General features: G+C 56.9%; 15 protein-coding genes. 8 read left to right on the top strand and 7 right to left on the bottom strand.

Going from position 1 to position 19800, the window contains the following annotated elements; genetic code table 11:
- Positions 1–82: 82 nt before the first annotated feature.
- From malE to trkA, 7 genes are all read left to right on the top strand, one after another.
- Positions 83–1270 carry a maltose/maltodextrin ABC transporter substrate-binding protein MalE gene (malE, locus tag HZS52_RS14605; protein WP_190373031.1) on the top strand — a complete coding sequence of 396 codons (1188 nt, stop codon included), beginning with the start codon at positions 83–85 and terminating at the stop codon, positions 1268–1270.
- 74 nt (positions 1271–1344) lie between these two features.
- The gene (gene malF, locus HZS52_RS14600) at positions 1345–2916 is read left to right on the top strand and encodes a maltose ABC transporter permease MalF (RefSeq protein ID WP_190373030.1); all 1572 of its coding nucleotides are present in this window, start codon (positions 1345–1347) and stop codon (positions 2914–2916) included.
- A 10-nt stretch (positions 2917–2926) separates the two neighbouring features.
- Positions 2927–3817 (top strand): maltose ABC transporter permease MalG, encoded by an 891-nt coding sequence (malG, locus tag HZS52_RS14595; RefSeq protein ID WP_022523031.1) that lies wholly within the window; start codon positions 2927–2929, stop codon positions 3815–3817.
- A gap of 133 nt (positions 3818–3950) precedes the next feature.
- Entirely contained in the window at positions 3951–5441 is a 1491-nt protein-coding gene (locus tag HZS52_RS14590) for a TrkH family potassium uptake protein (protein WP_022523030.1), read from the top strand.
- A gap of 40 nt (positions 5442–5481) precedes the next feature.
- The gene (locus HZS52_RS14585) at positions 5482–6627 is read left to right on the top strand and encodes a sensor histidine kinase (RefSeq protein ID WP_022523029.1); all 1146 of its coding nucleotides are present in this window, start codon (positions 5482–5484) and stop codon (positions 6625–6627) included.
- Complete coding sequence (locus HZS52_RS14580; RefSeq protein WP_009287080.1) at positions 6617–7339, top strand: response regulator; 723 nt, start codon at positions 6617–6619, stop codon at positions 7337–7339. The genes HZS52_RS14585 and HZS52_RS14580 overlap by 11 nt, the downstream gene beginning before the upstream one ends.
- Positions 7336–8709: a Trk system potassium transporter TrkA gene (gene trkA / locus HZS52_RS14575; RefSeq protein WP_022520098.1), complete on the top strand. Its 1374-nt coding sequence runs from the start codon at positions 7336–7338 to the stop codon at positions 8707–8709. Before HZS52_RS14580 ends, trkA begins: the two co-directional genes overlap by 4 nt.
- Before the next feature lie 17 nt (positions 8710–8726).
- Here trkA and HZS52_RS14570 read toward each other — a convergent pair whose 3' ends face one another.
- From HZS52_RS14570 to HZS52_RS14540, 7 genes are all read right to left on the bottom strand, one after another.
- Positions 8727–9464 (bottom strand): anti-sigma factor, encoded by a 738-nt coding sequence (locus tag HZS52_RS14570; RefSeq protein ID WP_027958700.1) that lies wholly within the window; start codon positions 9462–9464, stop codon positions 8727–8729.
- Entirely contained in the window at positions 9461–10015 is a 555-nt protein-coding gene (locus HZS52_RS14565) for a sigma-70 family RNA polymerase sigma factor (RefSeq protein ID WP_223828136.1), read from the bottom strand. Before HZS52_RS14565 ends, HZS52_RS14570 begins: the two co-directional genes overlap by 4 nt.
- A 118-nt stretch (positions 10016–10133) precedes the next feature.
- On the bottom strand, positions 10134–10658 hold the full coding sequence (locus HZS52_RS14560) for a DUF3455 domain-containing protein (protein WP_009287082.1): 525 nt from the start codon (positions 10656–10658) through the stop codon (positions 10134–10136).
- A gap of 112 nt (positions 10659–10770) precedes the next feature.
- Entirely contained in the window at positions 10771–11886 is a 1116-nt protein-coding gene (ugpC, locus tag HZS52_RS14555; protein ID WP_190373029.1) for a sn-glycerol-3-phosphate ABC transporter ATP-binding protein UgpC, read from the bottom strand.
- The gene (locus HZS52_RS14550; RefSeq protein ID WP_190373028.1) at positions 11874–13568 is read right to left on the bottom strand and encodes an alpha-glucosidase; all 1695 of its coding nucleotides are present in this window, start codon (positions 13566–13568) and stop codon (positions 11874–11876) included. Before HZS52_RS14550 ends, ugpC begins: the two co-directional genes overlap by 13 nt.
- 145 nt (positions 13569–13713) lie before the next feature.
- Entirely contained in the window at positions 13714–16419 is a 2706-nt protein-coding gene (gene malT / locus HZS52_RS14545) for an HTH-type transcriptional regulator MalT (RefSeq protein WP_190373027.1), read from the bottom strand.
- Positions 16420–16558: 139 nt separating this feature from the next.
- A complete protein-coding gene (locus tag HZS52_RS14540; protein ID WP_027958695.1) occupies positions 16559–18067 on the bottom strand; it encodes a carbohydrate porin in 1509 nt (502 codons plus the stop codon).
- Positions 18068–18522: 455 nt separating this feature from the next.
- On the opposite strand from HZS52_RS14540, the gene HZS52_RS14535 reads away from it, so the two are divergent.
- A complete protein-coding gene (locus HZS52_RS14535) occupies positions 18523–19794 on the top strand; it encodes an ABC transporter substrate-binding protein (RefSeq protein ID WP_022523019.1) in 1272 nt (423 codons plus the stop codon).
- The last annotated feature ends 6 nt before the right edge of the window (positions 19795–19800 follow it).

The following is a 19800-nucleotide window of genomic DNA, read 5'->3' as shown; positions in this document are numbered from 1 at the left end:
GAGGAGGTGACCTTGCGCATAATTGGCCACTCTGCGGCAGTTGATAAATAAATGACCACAACAACAATGAGGTTATTACTCGATGGCAACGCTACGCTATTTTATCAGACCACTACTCACAGCCACTTTGGCTGCCAGCGCTACCCTGCCAGCCTTCGCGTTCGAAGATGACCGGCTAACGATCTGGATGGGCGACAACAAAGGCCAGCAAGGTATTCAGCTGCTGGCCGATCAGTTTCTTGAAGAGACGGGCATAGAAGTTGAGGTGGTCTTTCCGGATAACCTGACAGACCGTTTTCAACAGGCGGCAGGTAGTGGTCAAGGGCCGGACATCGTAATCTGGGCCCACGACCGGATTGGCGAGTGGGCACAAAGCGGCCTATTAAAACAGATAGCGCCTAGTGACAGCTTCCGTGAGTCTTTTTATGACTTCTCTTGGGAAGCTGCCCTGTGGAATGGCGAAACCTATGGCTACCCCATTTCAGTGGAATCACTCGGGCTCATTTATAACAAAGCCCTGGTGGACACCCCGCCGGAGAGCTTTGCCGAGCTAATGCAACTGGACGAGACGCTTTCCCAAGAGGGTAAAAAAGCCATCCTGTTCGACTACAGCGAGCCCTACTACGGCTGGACGCTGCTAGCCGCTAATGGGGGCTACCCGTTTAAACAAACTGACGCAGGCTACGACGTTACCGATATTGGCGTTAACAACGAAGGCGCTGTGCAGGGTGCAGAGCTGCTGGTCGAGCTGATCGAAAGCGACGTGATACCGCGAGGAACCGACTACAGCATCATGGATAACCGCTTTAACAAGGGCGAAGTAGCAACCATGATCAGCGGCCCCTGGGCCTGGCCAAACCTTGAGCGCAGCGGCATTGATTACGGCGTCGCCTTGCTGCCCAAGGTGGGCGATGAACGTGCCAAGCCCATGTTTGGCGTTATGACGGCAATGATCAACTCGGCCTCACCCAATGACTTTCTGGCCGTCGAGTTCCTGGAAAACTACCTGCTTAGCGAGGAGGGTATGCGCACCTTCAACAGCGATGGGTCGCTGGGGGCCGTGGCCCACATCGACTATCAAGCGGAACTGGCCGACAACCCCAATATTGCCGCCACGCTTGAAAACGCCGAAGTTGGCATGCCGATGCCGAACATTCCCGAAATGGGCGCCTTTTGGGCAGCCATGGAGCCCGCGCTGCAAAACATCGGCAGCGGGCGTCAATCACCCCAAGAAGCGTTGGATGCCGCCGCGCGGCGTATGCGTCAGTAGCCACTCGCCTTTCCTTCACTGCCCGACCATGGCACACCGCTGGCAAGGCCGGGCAGTTTCGCAGGACATCTTTCATGTTTACCACGAATGCTTCGCGGGGCTTGCCCCGCCACCGCTCCCGCCATGTGGCCGAACGCTATTCCCGCTGGGCAATGCGCAGCTTGATCGGGCTGATGGTACTGGCCCTGCTTTGGCTGGTGATGGCCTTTTACATGCACGGCCAGTGGGTATTTGCGCTGCTTTTTTTGGTGCTTGGCACGTCGCTGGGCGTGGTGTTCAGCCGACGTTCGCTGATGAGCCACCGGTATATTTTCCCTGCCGTGGCCGGGCTTGGCGTGTTTGTCATTTTCCCGCTGGTGTATACCGTCGGCATCAGCTTCAGCAACTACAGCTCGGACAATCTGCTTAGCCAGGAGCGCGTACGCGCACAACTGACCAATCAAACCTACCAGGCAGAAGGCGCTGCCTTTTCCTATTCGCTTTACCAGGAAGGCGAGCTGGTGCGCCTTTACCTGGAAAGCGACGCCCCTGCGGGCGACAACGACCGGCTACTATCCGCCGCGCTCAACCTAACTAACAGCGAAGTTCGTCGCGTTCCAACCCAATCCGTAGACACCCCGCCCGAAGGTGAGCCGCTTCCCATGCGCGCAGCCATCCAGGCCCGCGACGCCCTCCAGGCGCTGCGCCTGCAAACGCCCGGGGGCACCGAGCTGCGTATGGCGGGTCTGCGCCAGTTCGCGCCAATGATCGACCGCTATGAGATGCGTGACAACGGCAGCCTCTATGATCGGCAAGAGGATCAGGTGCTGACGCCGGACAACGATATCGGCTTTTTCGTCACCGAAAACGGAGAACGCATCACCCCGGGGTGGCCGGTGAACGTGGGCTTCACCAACTACACCAAGATTTTCACCGACCCGGATATACGCGGGCCGTTTATGCAGATTTTTGTCTGGACCTTCGTGTTTGCCGGGCTCACCGTACTGTTCACCCTGGCCGTGGGGTTTGTCCTCGCCTCGCTGCTGCAGTGGGATCAGCTCAAGGGCAAGGCGGTCTATCGGACGCTGCTGATACTGCCCTACGCGGTTCCAGCGTTTATTTCGATTCTGATTTTCAAAGGCATGTTCAATCAGCATTTTGGTGAGGTGAACATGATTCTGGAGGCACTGTTCGGCATTTCGCCGGAGTGGTTTACCGACCCCTGGCTAGCCCGAACCATGCTGCTGATCGTCAATACCTGGCTGGGTTACCCCTACATGCTGCTGCTGTGCATGGGGCTGATTCAGTCGATCCCCGGCGATCTGTACGAGGCCTCGGCGGTAGACGGCGGCGGGCCGATCACTAACCTGATGAAGATCACTCTGCCACTGATCATCAAGCCACTCACGCCGCTGTTAATCGCCGCCTTTGCATTCAACTTCAATAACTTTGTACTGATTGCGCTGCTCACTGGGGGCAGCCCAGACATTCTGGGTGCCAGCACGCCCGCGGGCACCACCGACCTGCTGGTGAGCTATACCTACCGCATCGCCTTCCAGGATGCCGGTCAGAACTTCGGTCTGGCGGCAGCCATTGCTACGCTGATCTTCCTGCTGGTGGTGGGCATGTCGGTGGTTAATTTGCGGCTTTCCAAGGTTAAAGTTTAGGAGGTTTACGATGGCGATGGTTCAACCCCGCTCCATTCGCGCAAGGCGATGGGGCGCGCATTTGGCGCTGATCGGCTTTGTGTCACTGATCGTGTTTCCGCTGCTGTTGGTGATTTCAATCTCGTTTCGCGAGGGCAACTTTGCCTCGGGGAGCTTGATCCCCGAGCGCTTCTCTCTTGAACACTGGTCGCTGGCCTTGGGTATTCCCTGGGAGCGCGCCGACGGCAGCGTGATCCAGCCGCCCTTCCCCGTGCTGCTGTGGCTATGGAACTCGATCAAAGTCGCCGTGGTGTCCTCGTTGCTGATTTTGATGCTTGCCACCACCAGTGCCTACGCCTTTGCCCGCATGCGCTTTAAGGGCAAGGAGCCGCTATTGAAAGGCATGCTGATTTTCCAAATGTTCCCAGCAGTATTGTCGCTGGTGGCACTCTACGCGCTGTTCGACCGGCTGGGTCAGTTCGTCGGCTGGCTGGGGATAAACACCCACGGCGCGCTGATTGTCGCTTCCCTGGGCGCAGTGGCGCTGCATATATGGACGATCAAGGGCTACTTCGAATCCATCGACGGGTCGCTCGAAGAAGCCGCCATGGTGGACGGGGCAAGCACTTGGCAGGCGTTTCGCTACATCCTGCTGCCGCTGTCGGTGCCGATTCTGATGGTGGTGTTCATCCTGGCGTTTGTGATGAGCATCATGGAGTACCCCATGGCGTCGGTGCTGCTAGTGGATGAGCATAAGCTCACCCTGGCGGTGGGCGCCCAGCAGTACCTGGCCGACCATAATCAGCGCTGGGGCGACTTCGCCGCCGCTGCCGTGCTCTCGGGGCTGCCAATCACCGTGGCGTTCCTGATCTGCCAGCGTTGGATTATTGGTGGATTAACCGCCGGGGGCGTTAAAGGTTAAATCTAACGAAGGTGTTTAACTAGCTTGCCCAAACCCAGCAGAGTGCTGGGTTTTTTTGTTTTTTTACAGACTTTTTATGGAAGGTCATGGTGTCATAGCAAATATTAAGAATACTAAACGGCGAGCTGGGCATATGACTCCATTCACACCATGGTTTTACCGTAGCAGGAATGCGTATCGGCACTGGGCACCTGTTTTTAAAATTATTTCGATTCTCTGGGTTGTGCTAGCTCTGTTCATGATGGTGCCTTTCGTCGTACTGCTAATTGAGAGAGACCCTGATGCACCCGCCTTCGGTGTTTCCATTCTGATTGTACTTGGCGCCGCAGCGCTTACTTGGTTACTCACCTATCGCACAGCTTTAGAGTTGAAGCCATGGCAGATGTTTATTCTTACCGCCGCCAGTTGGGTCACCATTAGCGGTTTTGCCAGCCTGCCGCTGGTGCTGGGCGCCCCACAGTTAACCTTCACCAATGCGGTGTTTGAATCGGTATCAGCGATAACTACGACGGGATCCACGATTCTGGTCGGTATTGAGCACTTTTCCGATGGATTGAAGCTATGGCGAGGGCTCATGCAATGGATGGGCGGCATCGGCATTATCGTCATGGGTATTGCGATTTTGCCGTTTCTTAAAGTAGGTGGTATGCGGTTGTTTCACACCGAGTCGTCCGACTGGTCGGATAAAGTGATGCCACGCACTGGCGGTATTGCCAAAGCGACGCTAACGATCTATGTCAGCCTAACCCTGGTCGCGATTGGTAGTTATTGGTTCGGCGGGATGACGCTCTTAGACGCCACCGTACATGGTATGACGTCGCTTTCTACCGGCGGCTTTGCCAATTCCGACGCTTCCTTCGGCGCCTATAGCGAACAGCCATGGCTGCTGTGGATGGCCAGTTTTTTCATGCTGAGCGGTGCGCTTCCCTTTGTACTGTATATCCGTTTTATACGCGGGTCGCGCAGTGCCCTATGGAACGATCAGCAGGTACTTGGGCTGTTAAAGCTCTTGATGGCCGCGATTTTGCTACTCAGTGTCTGGCGCATCACCCAGGGCGACAACTGGTTTGAATCGCTCACCCACGTTACCTTTAACATTATTTCAGTGGTAACCACCACCGGCTATGCATCGGATGATTACACCCAGTGGGGGGCGCTGCCGGTGGTCGCTTTTTTCTACCTGACCTTTGTGGGCGGCTGCAGCGGCTCTACTAGCGGCGGAATGAAAATCTTCCGGTTTCAGATTGCTTCTTTAATGCTGCTTAACCAGTTGCGTTACCTCATCCATGCCAATGGTGTGTTTACCACTCGCTATAACCATCAGCCGGTCACCAGTGATATCTCGCGCAGCGTAGTGGCCTTCTCGTTCTTCTTTTTTATCACCATAGCGGCACTGGCGTTGAGCCTCTCTGCCCTGGGGTTGGATTTAGTCACCGCTCTTTCCGGTGCCGCCACCGCAGTCACCAATGTGGGCCCTGGTCTAGGCGATATCATCGGCCCCGCAGGTAATTTTGCCCCCCTACCCGACGCGGCGAAATGGTTGCTATGCATTGGCATGCTGATGGGGCGGTTAGAAATACTCACCGTCGTGGTGTTACTGACCCCAATGTTCTGGCGGCGCTAGCCGATCATTTTGAAGGACGTTCGTGAAGGACAATCGTGTCATGACGTTTAGAAAACCGATGTTCAAACCCTTTGGGCAGATTGCGAACCAGTTGCGCTTGCCAATGCCGTCAGAAATCCTGATTGCGCTGGCGAGCACGCTAATTGCTCTGCTAATCGCCTGGGGACTATATACCTGGCTAGCCTTGGCTAATCTTTCGCTGATTTTTCTTACCGCGGTTCTCGCCAGTGCGGTGTTAGCAGGAAGCTACGCAGCTCTGCTATGTGCCGTACTGGGGTTTCTGACGTTTAATTTTTGCTTCACCGTTCCGCACTTTTCGTTAGCGGTTGAAGAGCAAGAGCAACTGCTAACACTGCTGTTCTTTCTATTAGTCGCACTGGTAGTCGGCAAGCTCGCCGGAGACAGCCGCCAACGCCTGCTGGAGCTTAGTGCCGCTCGCTTGGCTGAAGAGCAGGAGAGGTTGCGTTCAGCGCTGCTATCGTCGGTTTCCCACGACCTGCGCACTCCGCTAGCGTCGATTATTGGCGCGGCCAGCTCGCTTCGCACTCTTGATGCACAGCTCAGTCAACAGGATCGCTTTGCGTTACTAGATGGCGTATTAAGCGAAAGTGAACGCCTTAACCGCTATATACAGAATTTGTTGGACATGACCCGACTAGGGCATGGCGATATGAAAATCGAGCGCGATTGGGTGGCGTTTGATGATTTAGTCGCTTCAGCGCGGAAGCGACTGGGCAGTGCCCTTGAAGGTTTCCAAGTCGAGCAGCACTGGTCAAAAGAGCTACCACTACTTTACGTTCACCCCGCCCTGATTGAGCAAGCGCTGGTCAACGTGCTTGAAAATGCGGCGCGCTTCTCACCACCTAATGGCCATATCACTATCGAAGCCCAATGTCGTGATGATAAAAGGGCTGGAGACCCGTCCATCTTATTGTTTTCGGTTACCGACCAAGGCCCTGGCATACCCGAAGCACTACGCGAGCGCGTGTTCGATATGTTTGTCACCGGTAACGACGGCGATCGCAGCCTGCACGGTAGCGGCCTGGGGCTGGCGATTTGTCGGGGAATGCTTGGCGCCCACGCGGGTCAAATCCACGCAAGCCCTGGGCCAGACAATGTTGGCACCAGGATTACCATGACGCTGCCCCTATCGGCACCCAGCAAGGACGCCGAGAATGAGCACTGATCAAGCGCGCGTATTAGTCATTGATGACGAGCCGCACATTCGTCACTTTTTGCGTATCAGCCTCACTTCTCAAGGGTTTCAGGTGATTGAGGCCTCCAGTGGTCGCGAGGGGTTGGAAAAACTCAATGCTGATGCCCTCACCGCTAATGCAGACATCGTTTTACTGGATCTTGGTCTGCCAGACATGGATGGACAGCAAGTGCTCGATTCTATCCGCAAGCATAGCGAGGTGCCCGTGATCATTGTTTCGGTGCGCGGCCATGAGGCTGAAAAAGTGCGCGCCCTGGATAACGGGGCGAGCGACTACGTTACCAAACCCTTCGGCATTCAAGAGCTGTTGGCACGTATTCGAGCCCTATTAAGGCGGCGCGCCAGCCCAAGCGCTCAGCGTTTCCAGCATGGCGGTTTGATAGTTGACCTGGCCGCTCACCAAGTAAGCTTGCACGGCGAGGCCGTTCATCTAACGCCGAAAGAGTTCGCCGTGCTGGCCCAGCTTATTGCTTCAGCTGGGCGAGTGGTCACGCAGACCCAGCTATTACGACAGGTATGGGGCCCAACTCACCAGGAAGATACGCATTACTTGCGCATCGTGGTGAGCAAATTGCGTCAAAAGCTAGGTGATGATCCCCAGTCCCCCACCCTACTGCAAACTGAGCCCGGCATTGGTTACCGACTCTCCCTTGAGCCTGACCGTGAGGACAAGACCGTATGAAAATCATCATTCTCGGCGCCGGCCAGGTCGGCGGCACACTGGCTGAACACCTCGCCCGCGAGGAGAACGACATCACCGTCGTTGACACCGACGCCAAAAAACTGCGCGAGCTGCACACCAAAATCGATATCCGCACCGTCACCGGGGCAGGTTCCTACCCGATAGTGTTGCGCCAGGCTGGCTGCGAAGACGCCGATATGTTGATCGCTGTCACCAACAGCGACGAGATCAATATGATCGCCTGCCAGGTCGCCCATACGCTGTTTCGCACGCCGACTAAAATTGCCCGGGTGCGCGCCACCGCGTATTTGACCCGTAAAGGCCTTTTTGCCCACGAAGCGATCCCCATTGATGTACTGATCAGCCCCGAGCAGGTGGTCACCGACCACGTACGCCGCCTGATCGAGCACCCCGGTGCCCTGCAGGTGCTCGAGTTTGCCGGTGGCCTGGTGCAGCTGGTGGCGGTGAAAGCGTTCTACGGTGGCCCGCTGGTGGGCCAGGATTTGGCCTTTCTGCGCCGCCATATGCCCAACGTGGATACCCGGGTGGCGGCGATTTACCGCCGTAACCGCCCAATCATTCCCCGTGGCGATACGGTCATCGAGGCTGACGACGAGGTGTTCTTCCTCGCCGCCCGCCGGGATATTCGCGCGGTGATGAGCGAGCTGCGCCGGGTCGAGCGGGACTTCCGTCGGGTCGTGATCGCCGGGGGTGGCAATATCGGCGAGCGGCTGGCCGAACACCTGGAGCATAGCCACCAGGTCAAGATCATCGAGCACAGCCTGGAGCGCTGCACCACCCTCTCCGAGCGGCTGGATCGCACCGTGGTGCTCCATGGCAGTGCCACCAGCAAGCGTCTGCTGGAAGAGGAGAATATCGAAGAGTGCGATATCTTCTGCGCGCTGACCAACGACGACGAAGTCAATATCATGTCGTCGCTGCTCGCCAAGCGTTTGGGGGCGAAGAAGGTGCTGACGCTGATCAACAACGCCGCCTATGTGGACTTGGTGCAGGGGGGCGAGATCGATATCGCTATTTCTCCCCAGCAGGCGACCATTGGCAGCCTGCTCACCCACGTGCGTCGGGGTGATATCGTCAACGTTCACTCGCTGCGCCGAGGCGCCGCCGAGGCCATTGAAGCCATCGCCCACGGCGATAAGCAGTCCTCCAAGGTGGTCGGGCGTACCATCCGCGAGATCGACCTGCCCGAGGGCACCACCATCGGTGCGATTGTGCGCGGCAAAGAGGTCATTATCGCCCACGGCGATGTGATGGTTGAGAGCGGCGACCACGTGATTCTATTCGTGATCGACAAGCGCCGCATTCGCGACGTGGAGCGCCTGTTCCAGGTCGGCTTGACGTTCTTTTAACTGGCGCTTTTGAGTGGCTAAATCTCGACCGCGCGGCCAATAAACTCAATCGGCCCGGTGGGCAGGCCGGTTGGTGAGCCGGTTTCGTCTTCCAGCGTTAGCTCAAATAGCTGGTTATCCTCAAGAGGCGGCAGTTCATCCAAGCGCAAACGGATCGGCTGCCCTGGCTCCACTAAACCCAGCGATACCGGGGCCTGCCACTCATCTGCTTTGGTCCAAAACTCAAGCGCTTTACCTTCAGGTACTTCGAAAGTACCCAATGGGATCAGCTCGATTTCCTGGCGTGATGAGGCCTGCACTACCCAACCCGCTGACTGCGTTTGCGGAGCAAGCAGAACCACCATGTACTCGGGGGTCGTCGGTTCAGTTACTTCATTGGCCAGCATCACGCCCAATACTAACGCCGCCGCTAAGCCAAACCCGGCAGCGCCGCGCCAAAGCGGCAGGCTGTGCAGCATGCGGCGAGGTCTTGGCGGCACGACAGAGGCAGGTCGAGCACGCTTAGCAAGCGCTTCCCGTGACGCTAAGCTGCGCTCAATACGCGGCCATAAATTGTCAGAAGGCGTTACCGGGTCGGTGATAGCGGTATAGGGCAAGAAACGCTCTTCCCAAGCCATCACGGCTTGTTGCAATTCAGGCTCGTTAGGTAGCCGGGCCTCTAGCGCCTTACGCTGCTCTAACGAAAGCGTACCCAGCACGTATTCACCCGCTAAAGTATGGTCGTCTTGGTGTTCGTGCTGACTGGGGCGGCTCATGCCATACACTCCCGTAGGCGCAGCAAACTGCGTTTGATCCAGGCTTTTACGGTTCCCAGCGGCGCGCCGGTATGCGCCGCAATTTCCGCATGACTAAGGCCGTCAACATAGGCATGGAGTACGCAGTTACGCCGCTCAGGCTCAAGCGCTTCCAAACAGCTATCCATCCGCTGGCCGGTCTGCCAATCGAAGGCTTCATCGGCAACGAAGGCGTGCTGAAAATGTTCATCGAGATCTAATTCGGTGGGATCGTGATTATCAAAAGTGACTTCACGGTCGCGATAACGGATAGCGTTCAGTGCCAGGTGACGCGCCACGCTAAATATCCACGTCCGCGCGGATCCTTTGGCGGGATCAAAACTATCGGCATGCTGCCAAATATTAAGACAGGCATCGTGGACAATATCCTCGGCCATACCACGATCCTTGACGATTCTTATGACGACGCCTAATAGTCGGGCACCTTCATGAACATAGAGTTGGTGCAAGGCGTCATGCTCGCCACGGGCACAGTTGGCTAATGCCGCAGCATGATCAAATTCTGAATACACGTCAGTCAAACCCTAGCTCCCTGGTGACGGCACCGACGCCAGTCGTCGTTCTCAGAGACAGCATAGCCGCTGGGGACTCGACAGACGAGCCCCCAGCGGAATTAACATTCCAGTCGACTTATTCAGCAACCCAGAAGATATAGTCTGCCTGGTAGGTCACTACCGCGGTGGCTCCGTCGTGATCCATATCGCAGGTGACGTCCGGGGCAACACCACCCTGAGTGTTCAGGCGCTGAATGTAACTAACACCGCTCATAGCGCCTTCGCCTTCAGCCGGATTGGCTTCCACCAGTTGAAGCGGGATGTTGCCATCACCATTGGCAGCCGTGGCTAGCTGAGTGCCGGTAATTTTTGAGCCATCCAACGCTTCCCAGGTGGCTGGCGGGCCGTAGTAGCTTCCTACTTGTGTGCCTTCGCTGTCGTTAAGCGCCGCGTGGGGGCCTTTGAATACCCAGCCCATGTTGCCGTCGTCTTTGGCTTCGCACATGTAGGTAATAGCGCCAACGCCAACGGTTTCGAGGGCGACAGCATTACCGTCCGGCACCTGAACTTCCGCGGGCGTCATGTCTGCCAGCGCGACGTGACTGAAGGATGCAATCAAGGTAGCGGCGAGTGCTGCACGCGTAAGAGGTTGGATGGTCATTTTCAGTCTCCTAAAAGGTTTTTTATCAGCCGCCTTAAATAGCGCCTGTATAGGGATTACCCGCGAGGAGACGTATTGGATGCACTTTTATTGAAAAAAATAAGATGGGCGATTATTGGCTTACCCCATCTACCACCACCTGCCGCGGGCAGGCACTACCCTGTAGATCAAAAAGATGGCAATGCTGGCCCGCTAAACCCAAGTCGAGCGTTTGGCCTTCGGTTAGTTGCGTTAAGCCATCCAAACGCTGGGTTAAGGTAGCGTCTATACCGTCTACCTGCAGATGCGCCAGGGTTTCGTAACCCAGCTTTTCCGCCACCATTAATCTCGCTGTCAGCCGAGCCTCTGCCTGTTCAGGCGATACAAAATCTTCCGCCCGCAATCCCAAAGTGGCGCCATCTCCTGAATGGAGGTGCTTGCCATTGACCGCCACCGTCAGTGTCTCCCCGTTAGGCAGACGCACCACCGTTTGGCGCTCACCTGAGTCGACTACCGTGACCGGGAAGGTATTGATGCGCGGCGAGCCGATAAACTCCGCTACCTCTAAGGTTTTGGGAAAGTGATAAAGCGAGAGCGGCGCGCCTACCTGGGCGATTCTTCCCCGGGAAAGCAGCACAATGCGGTCAGCCAGCGTCATCGCCTCCACTTGGTCGTGGGTCACGTAGATCATGGTGGCGTTCAAGCGCTTATGCAGCGCAGCGATCTGCACTCGCATATCCACCCGCAGCGCGGCGTCCAGGTTAGAGAGCGGCTCGTCGAACAGAAACACGGCAGGCTCTTTGACCAGCGTGCGGCCAATGGCTACCCGCTGGCGCTGACCGCCGGAGAGGTCTTTGGGCTTACGCTCCAATAGCTCGGTGAGATGCAGCATCTCAGCGGCGTGTTGAACGCGGCGACGAATTTCCGCTTTGTCGGTGCGGGCCAGCTTCAGGCCAAAGGCCATATTCTCGGCCACGCTCATATGCGGGTAGAGGGCGTAGGATTGGAACACCATGCCGATGTCCCGCTCCTGGGGCGGAATCTCGTTGATTCGCTGACCATCCAGCTGCATATCCCCTTCGCTGATATCTTCAAGCCCGGCAATCATGCGCAGCAGCGTGGATTTTCCGCAGCCGGAGGGGCCAACAAACACCACGAACTCGCCGTCTTCGATGGTGAGATCGATATCCCGCGAGATTTCCACGCCATCAAAAGATTTACCGATACCACTTAGTGTTAGACGTCCCATGGTGCGTTCTCCTCAAGCTGGGAGCAGCGGGCAATGGCCACGCCATAGGGCGGAAGGGACAGTTGCGGAAGCGACAGCTGATTGCCCTGCCACTCACCGGTTAGCCACACTGGGGCACCGGCAATGGCTTCAGCGCCTTCAGGTGCCGAACGGGTGACCGTTTGACCGCTAAAATTCAGAGCAATTAGTAACCGCGTTTGCTGGTAGGTGCGCTCAAGACAGAGCACATCGTCACGCACAGCGTGATAGCGCACATCGCCCTTCACCAACGCAGGCTGAGTACGGCGGAAGGCTAAAAAATCGCGGTAGGCATTGAGCAATGAATCAGTATCGTTATCTTGCTGATCAACGGCGAGGCTAGCATGAGTGTCAGGCACCGGCAGCCAGGGTGTGCCACGACTAAAGCCCGCGTGACGAGCATCGGCCTGCCAGGGATGCGGCGTTCGGCAGCCGTCTCGGCCTTTATAAGCGGGCCAGAAGGTAATACCCGCAGGGTCAACCAACTGTTCAAACGTCAGCTGAGCTTCGGGCAGGCCCAACTCTTCACCTTGATAAAGGCATACGCTACCGCGCTGAGTGAGTAGAAACACCATATAAAGGCGCAGCTTATCCAGCTGCCCTTCCGCCTGCCAGCGAGTTGCCAGCCGCGTCACGTCGTGGTTGCCCAGCGCCCAGCAGGGCCAGCCATCGCCAATGCGCGCTTCCATTTCGGTTAGCGTTTCGTGCAAGTAGCCGGGGTCGTATTTGTCGGTGAGCAGGTTGAACGAGTAGCACATATGTAGCCGCTTACCGCCCTGGGAGTATTCCGCCATCACGCCCAAGGCATCGTCGTCGCCCACCTCGCCCACGCTAGTGGTGCCGGGGTACTCATCCAGCAGCGCGCGCAGCCGCTCCAGAAACAACAGGTTCTCCGGCTGGGTTTTATCGTATTGGTGGAGCTGGTAGCCGTAGGGGTTGTCGGGGCGAACACCTAGAAAGCTTTCGGTCATCTCCTGGCGCGGCGGGTTATCTTTTAGCTCGCCGTGGGTGCAGAAGTTCACCGCATCCAGCCGGAAGCCATCCACGCCCCGCTCTAGCCAGAAGCGCACTTCCTCCAGCATGGCATCGACCACCGCAGGTGTGCGGAAATTTAAATCCGGCTGGCTAGCCAGGAAGTTATGCAGATAGTACTGGCAGCGGCGGGTGTCCCACTGCCAGGCGCTGCCACCAAACACGGATTGCCAGTTAGTGGGCGGCGCGCCATCGGGCTTAGGGTCAGCCCAAACGTACCAGTCGGCTTTGGGATTATCACGACTTTGGCGACTCTCTTCGAACCAGGCATGCTGATCGGCAGTGTGCGACATGACTTGATCGATGGTGACTTTTAGCCCCCTGGCATGGGCACCCTCGACTAAACGGTCGAAATCCTCCAGGGTGCCAAACATCGGATCAACATCGCGATAGTTGCTGATGTCGTAGCCGAAGTCTTTCATCGGTGAGGTAAAGAACGGCGACAGCCAAATCGCATCGACGTTAAGCGAGGCGATGTAATCGAGCTTGTCGATCACGCCTTTTAAGTCGCCAATGCCGTCGCCGTTGCTGTCCATAAAGCTGCGCGGGTAGATTTGATAAATCACAGCGCCGCGCCACCAGTCGGCTCCTTGGCTGCCAACGTAGTGGGAAGTAGAGGTTGTCTGCATCATTGTTTTGTCCTTGCCATAGTTCTTGTCACAGTTCTTGACATAGTTCTTGCTGGTTACTTGGCATGATGCAGGGTTGCTCACAAGATAAAATCCTCCCCCCAGGGTGACTCTGGGCGTAGGCGTTAGGAGTAGCCCGTCTGTCGACTTATTCCCCCTGAATATGCGCCAGCAACTGTCCCGCCAGGGCAATCGCTTCGTCGCGGCGTCGAATATTCTGCTTTTGATAGAGGCTGCGGATATGGGTTTTGATGGTGGTAGGCGCCACCGACAGCTGCTCGGCGATCTGCTCATTGGAAAGCCCGGCATGAATCAGCCCCAGGATTTGCCACTCCCGGCGAGTGAGCGGCGAAGTGCGGATCAGCTCGGGGACATCTGGCCGGGCGACAATATCGGCGATCACCGTTTCATCCAGCATTAAGCGTCGGGCGCTGCCAAAATCCTTCTGGCGCCCCGCAAGCGCCAGCAACCGCTCTGCCCTCGCCTGCTCTAAGGCATCCAAGGTGCCGCTGTCGAGCAACCGATTGAGCAACTCCCCAAGGGGTTTGCCCAGTCGCAGAAAGCTGCCCACCAGGGCGGTGCGGGAAGCCAAGCTCAGCGCTTGATGCATATGCTGGCAGGCATGCTCTTCTCTTCCTGCATACCACGCCGCTGCCGCGAGACAGATCTGGTTGCGGTTGGCATCCGTGACCAGCCCCAAGCGCTGAGTGTGCACTTCAAGGGCCTCTAATAGCATGCAGGCTTCATCAAAGCGTCCCAGTAGCGTGAGCGCCCGGGCGTGGTTGCGCACATTGCACTGGGAAAAGTGGTTGGTGGCCCCTTCAGTAATGGGGGACGGCGCTTCCTGGCGCCAGCGCTCTACCGCATCAAGATCCTGGGTGGAGTGCCACCAGGCCAACAGGGTAGCGTGAGCATTCGCCACCCAGTCAATATGGTAATCCCCTTCTGCGAGAATTTTGCGCAGCCGCCGAATATGGTCAGCGCACTGGGCTTGGTCGCCACGGCTTTGGGCGATTTTGGCCAGTTGGATATGACACTGAAGTGTCCAGCGCTCCCCCTGGTTATCCAGCACGGCGATGCCTTTCAGCGCGGCCTGCTCGGCTTCATCCAGCCGGTGCCACTCCCAGAGTACCTGACTGCGAATGCGGTAGAGAAACTCCGCCACGGGCAGGTGCTCAAGCTCCGCGCGCTCCAGGTGGGCAAAGGCGCGCTCCTGAATATCGTAGGCGGCCTGTAGGCGCCCCTGAGCCACCAGCGTCTCCGACTGATGGCAAAACGACCAGAGCAGCAGTTGATGATCGCCACGCTGGCGGGCCTGACGCTCTACCTCGCGCACCCGCTGCAGCGACTCTTCCAAATAGCCCAGCACAAAGCGCGCCTCGCTTAAGATGGCAGTGGCAGTCAGCGGCGTGGAAGCTAAATAGCGGGCGGGCACGGCTAGCGCTTGCTCGGCCAGCGGTGCGGCTCGCTCGGCATCGCCCTGGTTAATCGCTAACTGGGCGCGCAGCGTAGCGAATTCAGCGCTGAGCAACTGCCACTCTGACGCGTGCAACTGTGCTTCAATCCAGCCAATTACGCGTGCGGTAATATCAAACTGAAACTGAGCATGGGAGACCCAGCCATAGAGCAGCGTGTGTTCCGGACAGGTAGAGAGCCGCGGCTCACCGAGCAGGGCGAAGCCCTTGGCCAACAGTGAATAGGCGCCGCTTGCCAGCAAGGCGGGTCCATGGGCGGTCAGTAGGCTTGCCACATCATCGGGGGCCTCGGCGAGTATCGCCTGGCGCAGAGCCATCACCGGATCGTTCAAGGCTAACCACGCCTGGCTTGCGCGCTGGTGCAGCACGCGCTGGGTGGCCAAACTAAGCTCATGACGGCGATGACGGAGGTACTCGCCAAACAGTCGTTGAAAGCGGTACCACTGAGCATGCGGGTCTGGGCGTTCAATAAATAGCCCCGCTTGTTCAAAGGCCTCCAGGCGCTGGGTCAAGCGCTCCCCTTCCAGTAGTCGGGCCATAAGCTCGGGGGAAAAGCGCTCCAGTACCCCCAGTTGCAGCATTAGCTCTCGCTCTTCCAATGGCAGTGCAGCGGAGAGCAGTTCGTCAAACCAAGCGGCAAAGTCTGGGTGGGCACCACTTAACCGGTCAACCAGGGCGTCAAACCCTGCCCGCGTGGTGGTGCGCTCTACCAGCCAGCTCAACGCCATTACCCAGCCACCGCTTCTGCGCAGTGCACGTTCCAGGCTGACTCGCGTGGGGGGAAAGCTCAACTGTTCGGCACACAGGGTTTGCGCCTCCTCGCTGTCAAAGGCCAACGCGTGAAGGTCGATCTCTTCGAGTTCACCTCTTAGCCGCAGGCTTGCCAAACCCAATGCTGGCCTTGAGCGGCTGGCCAGCGTTAACGTTAGCCAAGGCGGCTGATGACGCAGCCAGTGGGCGATCCCAGCTAAGATATCCGGGTGGCTAAGGTGCTCAAAATTATCCACTACCAAACGACACGGCGAGCGCTGCTCAGGCAATTCGCCAAGCCAGCGCTCTAACTGCTCCACGCAGTCTCCATCGTCTGCCACGGGTGAAAGCCGTATGTGCTCGATTAACAGTCCATCGAGCGCTGCCTGCCAGTAGGCTAAAAACCGCGCGGGTTGGTTGTCGCGCTGATCCAAGCCTAGCCAAGTGGCCTCTTGCTCCAGCGCGGTCAGCCGCTCAGCCAGCAGCGTGGTTTTGCCATAGCCTGGAGGCGCCTGCACCATCAGTAAGCGGACACGTTCATCTAACCCGAAACGGTCATTAAGGCGCGGCCGGGCCACTACACCAAGCGGTAGCGGCGGCGCTTTTAATTTCTCTTGCAGTAGTGACATAAACGCTCCTGAGCAACCCTGCTAGCCCTCCATAAATACTATTCACAAATTCTTTTAAAGCTATAAAAAAGCCCGCGACATGTCGCGGGCAAAGTGCATTGGAGAAGAAACAGTTAAACGCTAACCAACTTACATCGGTTTAGAACCATACCTCGGTCTGAACGCCGAAAGTCCACTGACCACCGGTAAAGCCTTCGTTGCCCAGTGAGCTGGCACCGTAGTTGTTAAGGTCGTCATCCCAATCGCTGAAGGTGGTGAACAGACGAATCTCAGGACGCTGCCAGAAGCCGCCGACTTCAGGCTTGAAGGTGGGCGCAATCGTGAATTTGCTGAAGCCACCATCCACGGCGTTACGACCGCTATAACCCTGGGGATCGAGATCCATCCACTGATAGCCCGCTTCGTACTGCATTTCGAAGTTCTGCGTTAACTCGTTGGCTAGGCGCACGTTGAGCCCTGCCCAGTTGTACTTATCGCCCTGGGCATAACGGTCTTCGCTGGTTTCAGCCAGAATGGAGGGGGCAACGCGCCACTGCGGGGCAATATAAGTGGTGCCATAGAGCGCTAGGCGCGTGGCGGTAGCGTCATCAGTTAGATCACCCCGTGAACCAATACTTTTGGTCTCGGCGCCTAACCCCTGACCATGCAGCACGGCCGCTTTGAAACTACCCTCGCCCATGCCGAAGAAGCTGTCGCCATGATAAGCAATCATGGTGTGGAAACCAGTATCGGCAGCAGTTTGGCCGACATCAATGTCGCGCTCGTCGTTGTCTGCAGCGGACATACCGTTGACCATCCACTGCCAGTTGCCGAAGTAGTTGTTGGAGGTCAGGATCAGGTTGTCGGTGTCGCCTTCAAGACCGGGGTTCTCGCGGTCAACAATCGGATAGTCAGAAAAACTACGGCCATAAATCGAGAGGTTAGATTTCCAGTTGTCTGCCAACTGCATGTCGTAGATACCGCCACCGGTACCGGCCAGGAAAATCACATCACTGTCGAGCCAATGGATATCGAAGTTATCGCGGTCAAAGCGCTTACCGGCCCAGATAGAGGCGTTTTCAAATGCGCCGGTAAAGCTGGGAAGATCGCTGAATTCAGCAAACACTTGGCGCACGTTGAGATCGGACTCGCCACCAGTCCAGTCATTGCTGGAGGTCGTGCCGTCAGCAATCATGGTGCGATAAAGCGCTTTGGCGCCGTTATCGAACTGCATGCGGTAGTTGAAAATAGCTTCAGCGTAGGTGTCCGGCTCATTGCCTAAACGGCCAACGGCGCCGCCCTCTCCACCCGCGGGTGTCAGGTAAGGGCCAGCATTCTCGCTTTTACCATCTTCGCCAATCAACAAGCCTGAACGCGCATAAACGTTGAACGAGAAACCCTCTTCGCCATCGGCGTAACGCTCCACCCGAGCCAGACGCTCTTCGATCTCCGCGTCGCTCTCTGTCGCCACGGCAGTCGACTGTGATTGCTCGGCAATCTCGGCACGGCGCTCGGCGGCATCAGCGCGCTGTTCCGCGGCTTCAATGCGGGCTTCAAGCTCGGCAAAGCGTTGTTCCATGGTCATTTGTGCCGAAGCAACACCGCTCATTCCCAAGCTGGCGGTGGCAATAGCAATGGCTAACGGCGTTTTAAATGTCATTTTATGCATTGTTTTGAGTACCCTATTGTTATTGGCAAGCGGTTGTTTATTAGCGCCTGTTTTTAAGCGTCTGCCTGTAAGCGCTTTTGCCTAAATCGATTAAGATCGAATCGATAACACTTCCCTTGCACGGTTCACCCAGGGGGTAGTGGCTTTGCTGCTAAACGCCACGGCGCTTAAGGAAAGGTAGCCAAAACTTAATCGATTAAGTCTCTTTTTACCAACGGCTAGTTGCTAATTAGCGACTAATGTCTAAGGAACGATTTTATTTAGTGAAAACTGAACAATGCCGTTAGACAAAAGTCGCTATTGAACTTCCTCGATCAAAGCGGCTAACTGAGCAGCACAATCTTAATCGATTAAGATAAAGATTAAGAGAGCCATTGAACAAACGTTGAGTTTGTGAATTAACGCTAATTTAGAAGCCACACCATCCACAACAATAAACGTCGAGGTACGCCGTTATGAAAAAGACTTTAATCACTACCGCCATCGCAGTAGCCAGCACGCTGAGTGCAACAAGCCAAGCTCAGGCTGAAGAACTCACCATTTCCTGTGGCGCAGTCGGCGCAGAGCTGACGCTGTGCCAGGAAGGCGTACGCGCCTGGGAAGAGAAAACCGGCCATAGCGTCGATGTTGTTTCAACGCCCAACTCCTCCACCGAGCGCCTTTCGCTCTACCAGCAGATCCTTTCGGCTAACTCCAGCGATATCGATGTGATGCAAATTGACGTGGTGTGGCCCGGCCTACTCGCCAATCACCTACTCGACCTCAAAGAAGTGCTTGGCGATGACGCCGCTGCCGGGCACTTTGACACCATCGTCACCAACAACACCATCGATGACCGTTTAGTCGCCATGCCGTGGTTCACCGATGCGGGCGTGCTCTACTACCGCGAAGACTTGCTGGAAAAGTATGGCCATGACGTGCCAAAAACCTGGCAAGAACTCACCGAAATTGCCCGCGAGATCAAAGACGCCGAGCGCGCTGAGGGCCAAGACGGTATGCAGGGCTATGTCTTCCAGGGGCGCTCCTATGAAGGTTTGACCGTTAACGCCCTTGAGTGGGTAGCCAGCTTTGGCGGCGGCACAGTGGTGGAAGCCGATGGCGAAATTAGCATTAACAACGAACACGCCGCAGAAGCACTCGACCTAGCCGCATCGTGGATTGGTGATATTTCGCCTAACGGTGTGCTCAATTACACCGAAGAGGAAGCGCGCGGCGTCTTCCAAAGCGGCGGTGCCGTGTTTATGCGCAATTGGCCCTACGCCTGGGCACTGGCCCAAAGCGAAGACAGTGACGTTCGCGGCAAAGTAGGTGTTACCCAACTGCCCGCAGGTGGCGAAAACGGCCAAAGTGCCGCTGGCCTGGGCGGCTGGAACCTGGCGGTATCGCGCTACAGCGAACACCCCGAGCTGGCCGCCGACCTGGTCGCCTTCCTGACCGGTGAAGAGGAACAGAAGCGTCGCGCCATACAGGCCTCTTACAACCCCACTATCGACGCCCTCTACCAGGATGACGAAGTGCTTGAAGCCGTGCCCTTCTTTGGCACCCTTTACGACACCTTCGTCAATGCGGTCGCTCGCCCCTCTGCCCCCACCGGTGATGCTTATGGCCGGGTGAGTAACGCCTTCTTCAGCACCTCCCATGACGTGCTTTCCGGCACTAAAGATGGCACTCAAGCGGTCGCTGATCTTGAAGACGAATTGGCTCGCCTGAAGCGTCGCAACTGGTAACCCTGG

The sequence above is a fragment of the Vreelandella titanicae genome, assembly GCF_014697095.1.
GTDB lineage: Bacteria > Pseudomonadota > Gammaproteobacteria > Pseudomonadales > Halomonadaceae > Vreelandella > Vreelandella titanicae.
Note: the sequence above shows the minus strand (reverse complement) of the source record. Positions and strands in the feature narration are given on the sequence as shown.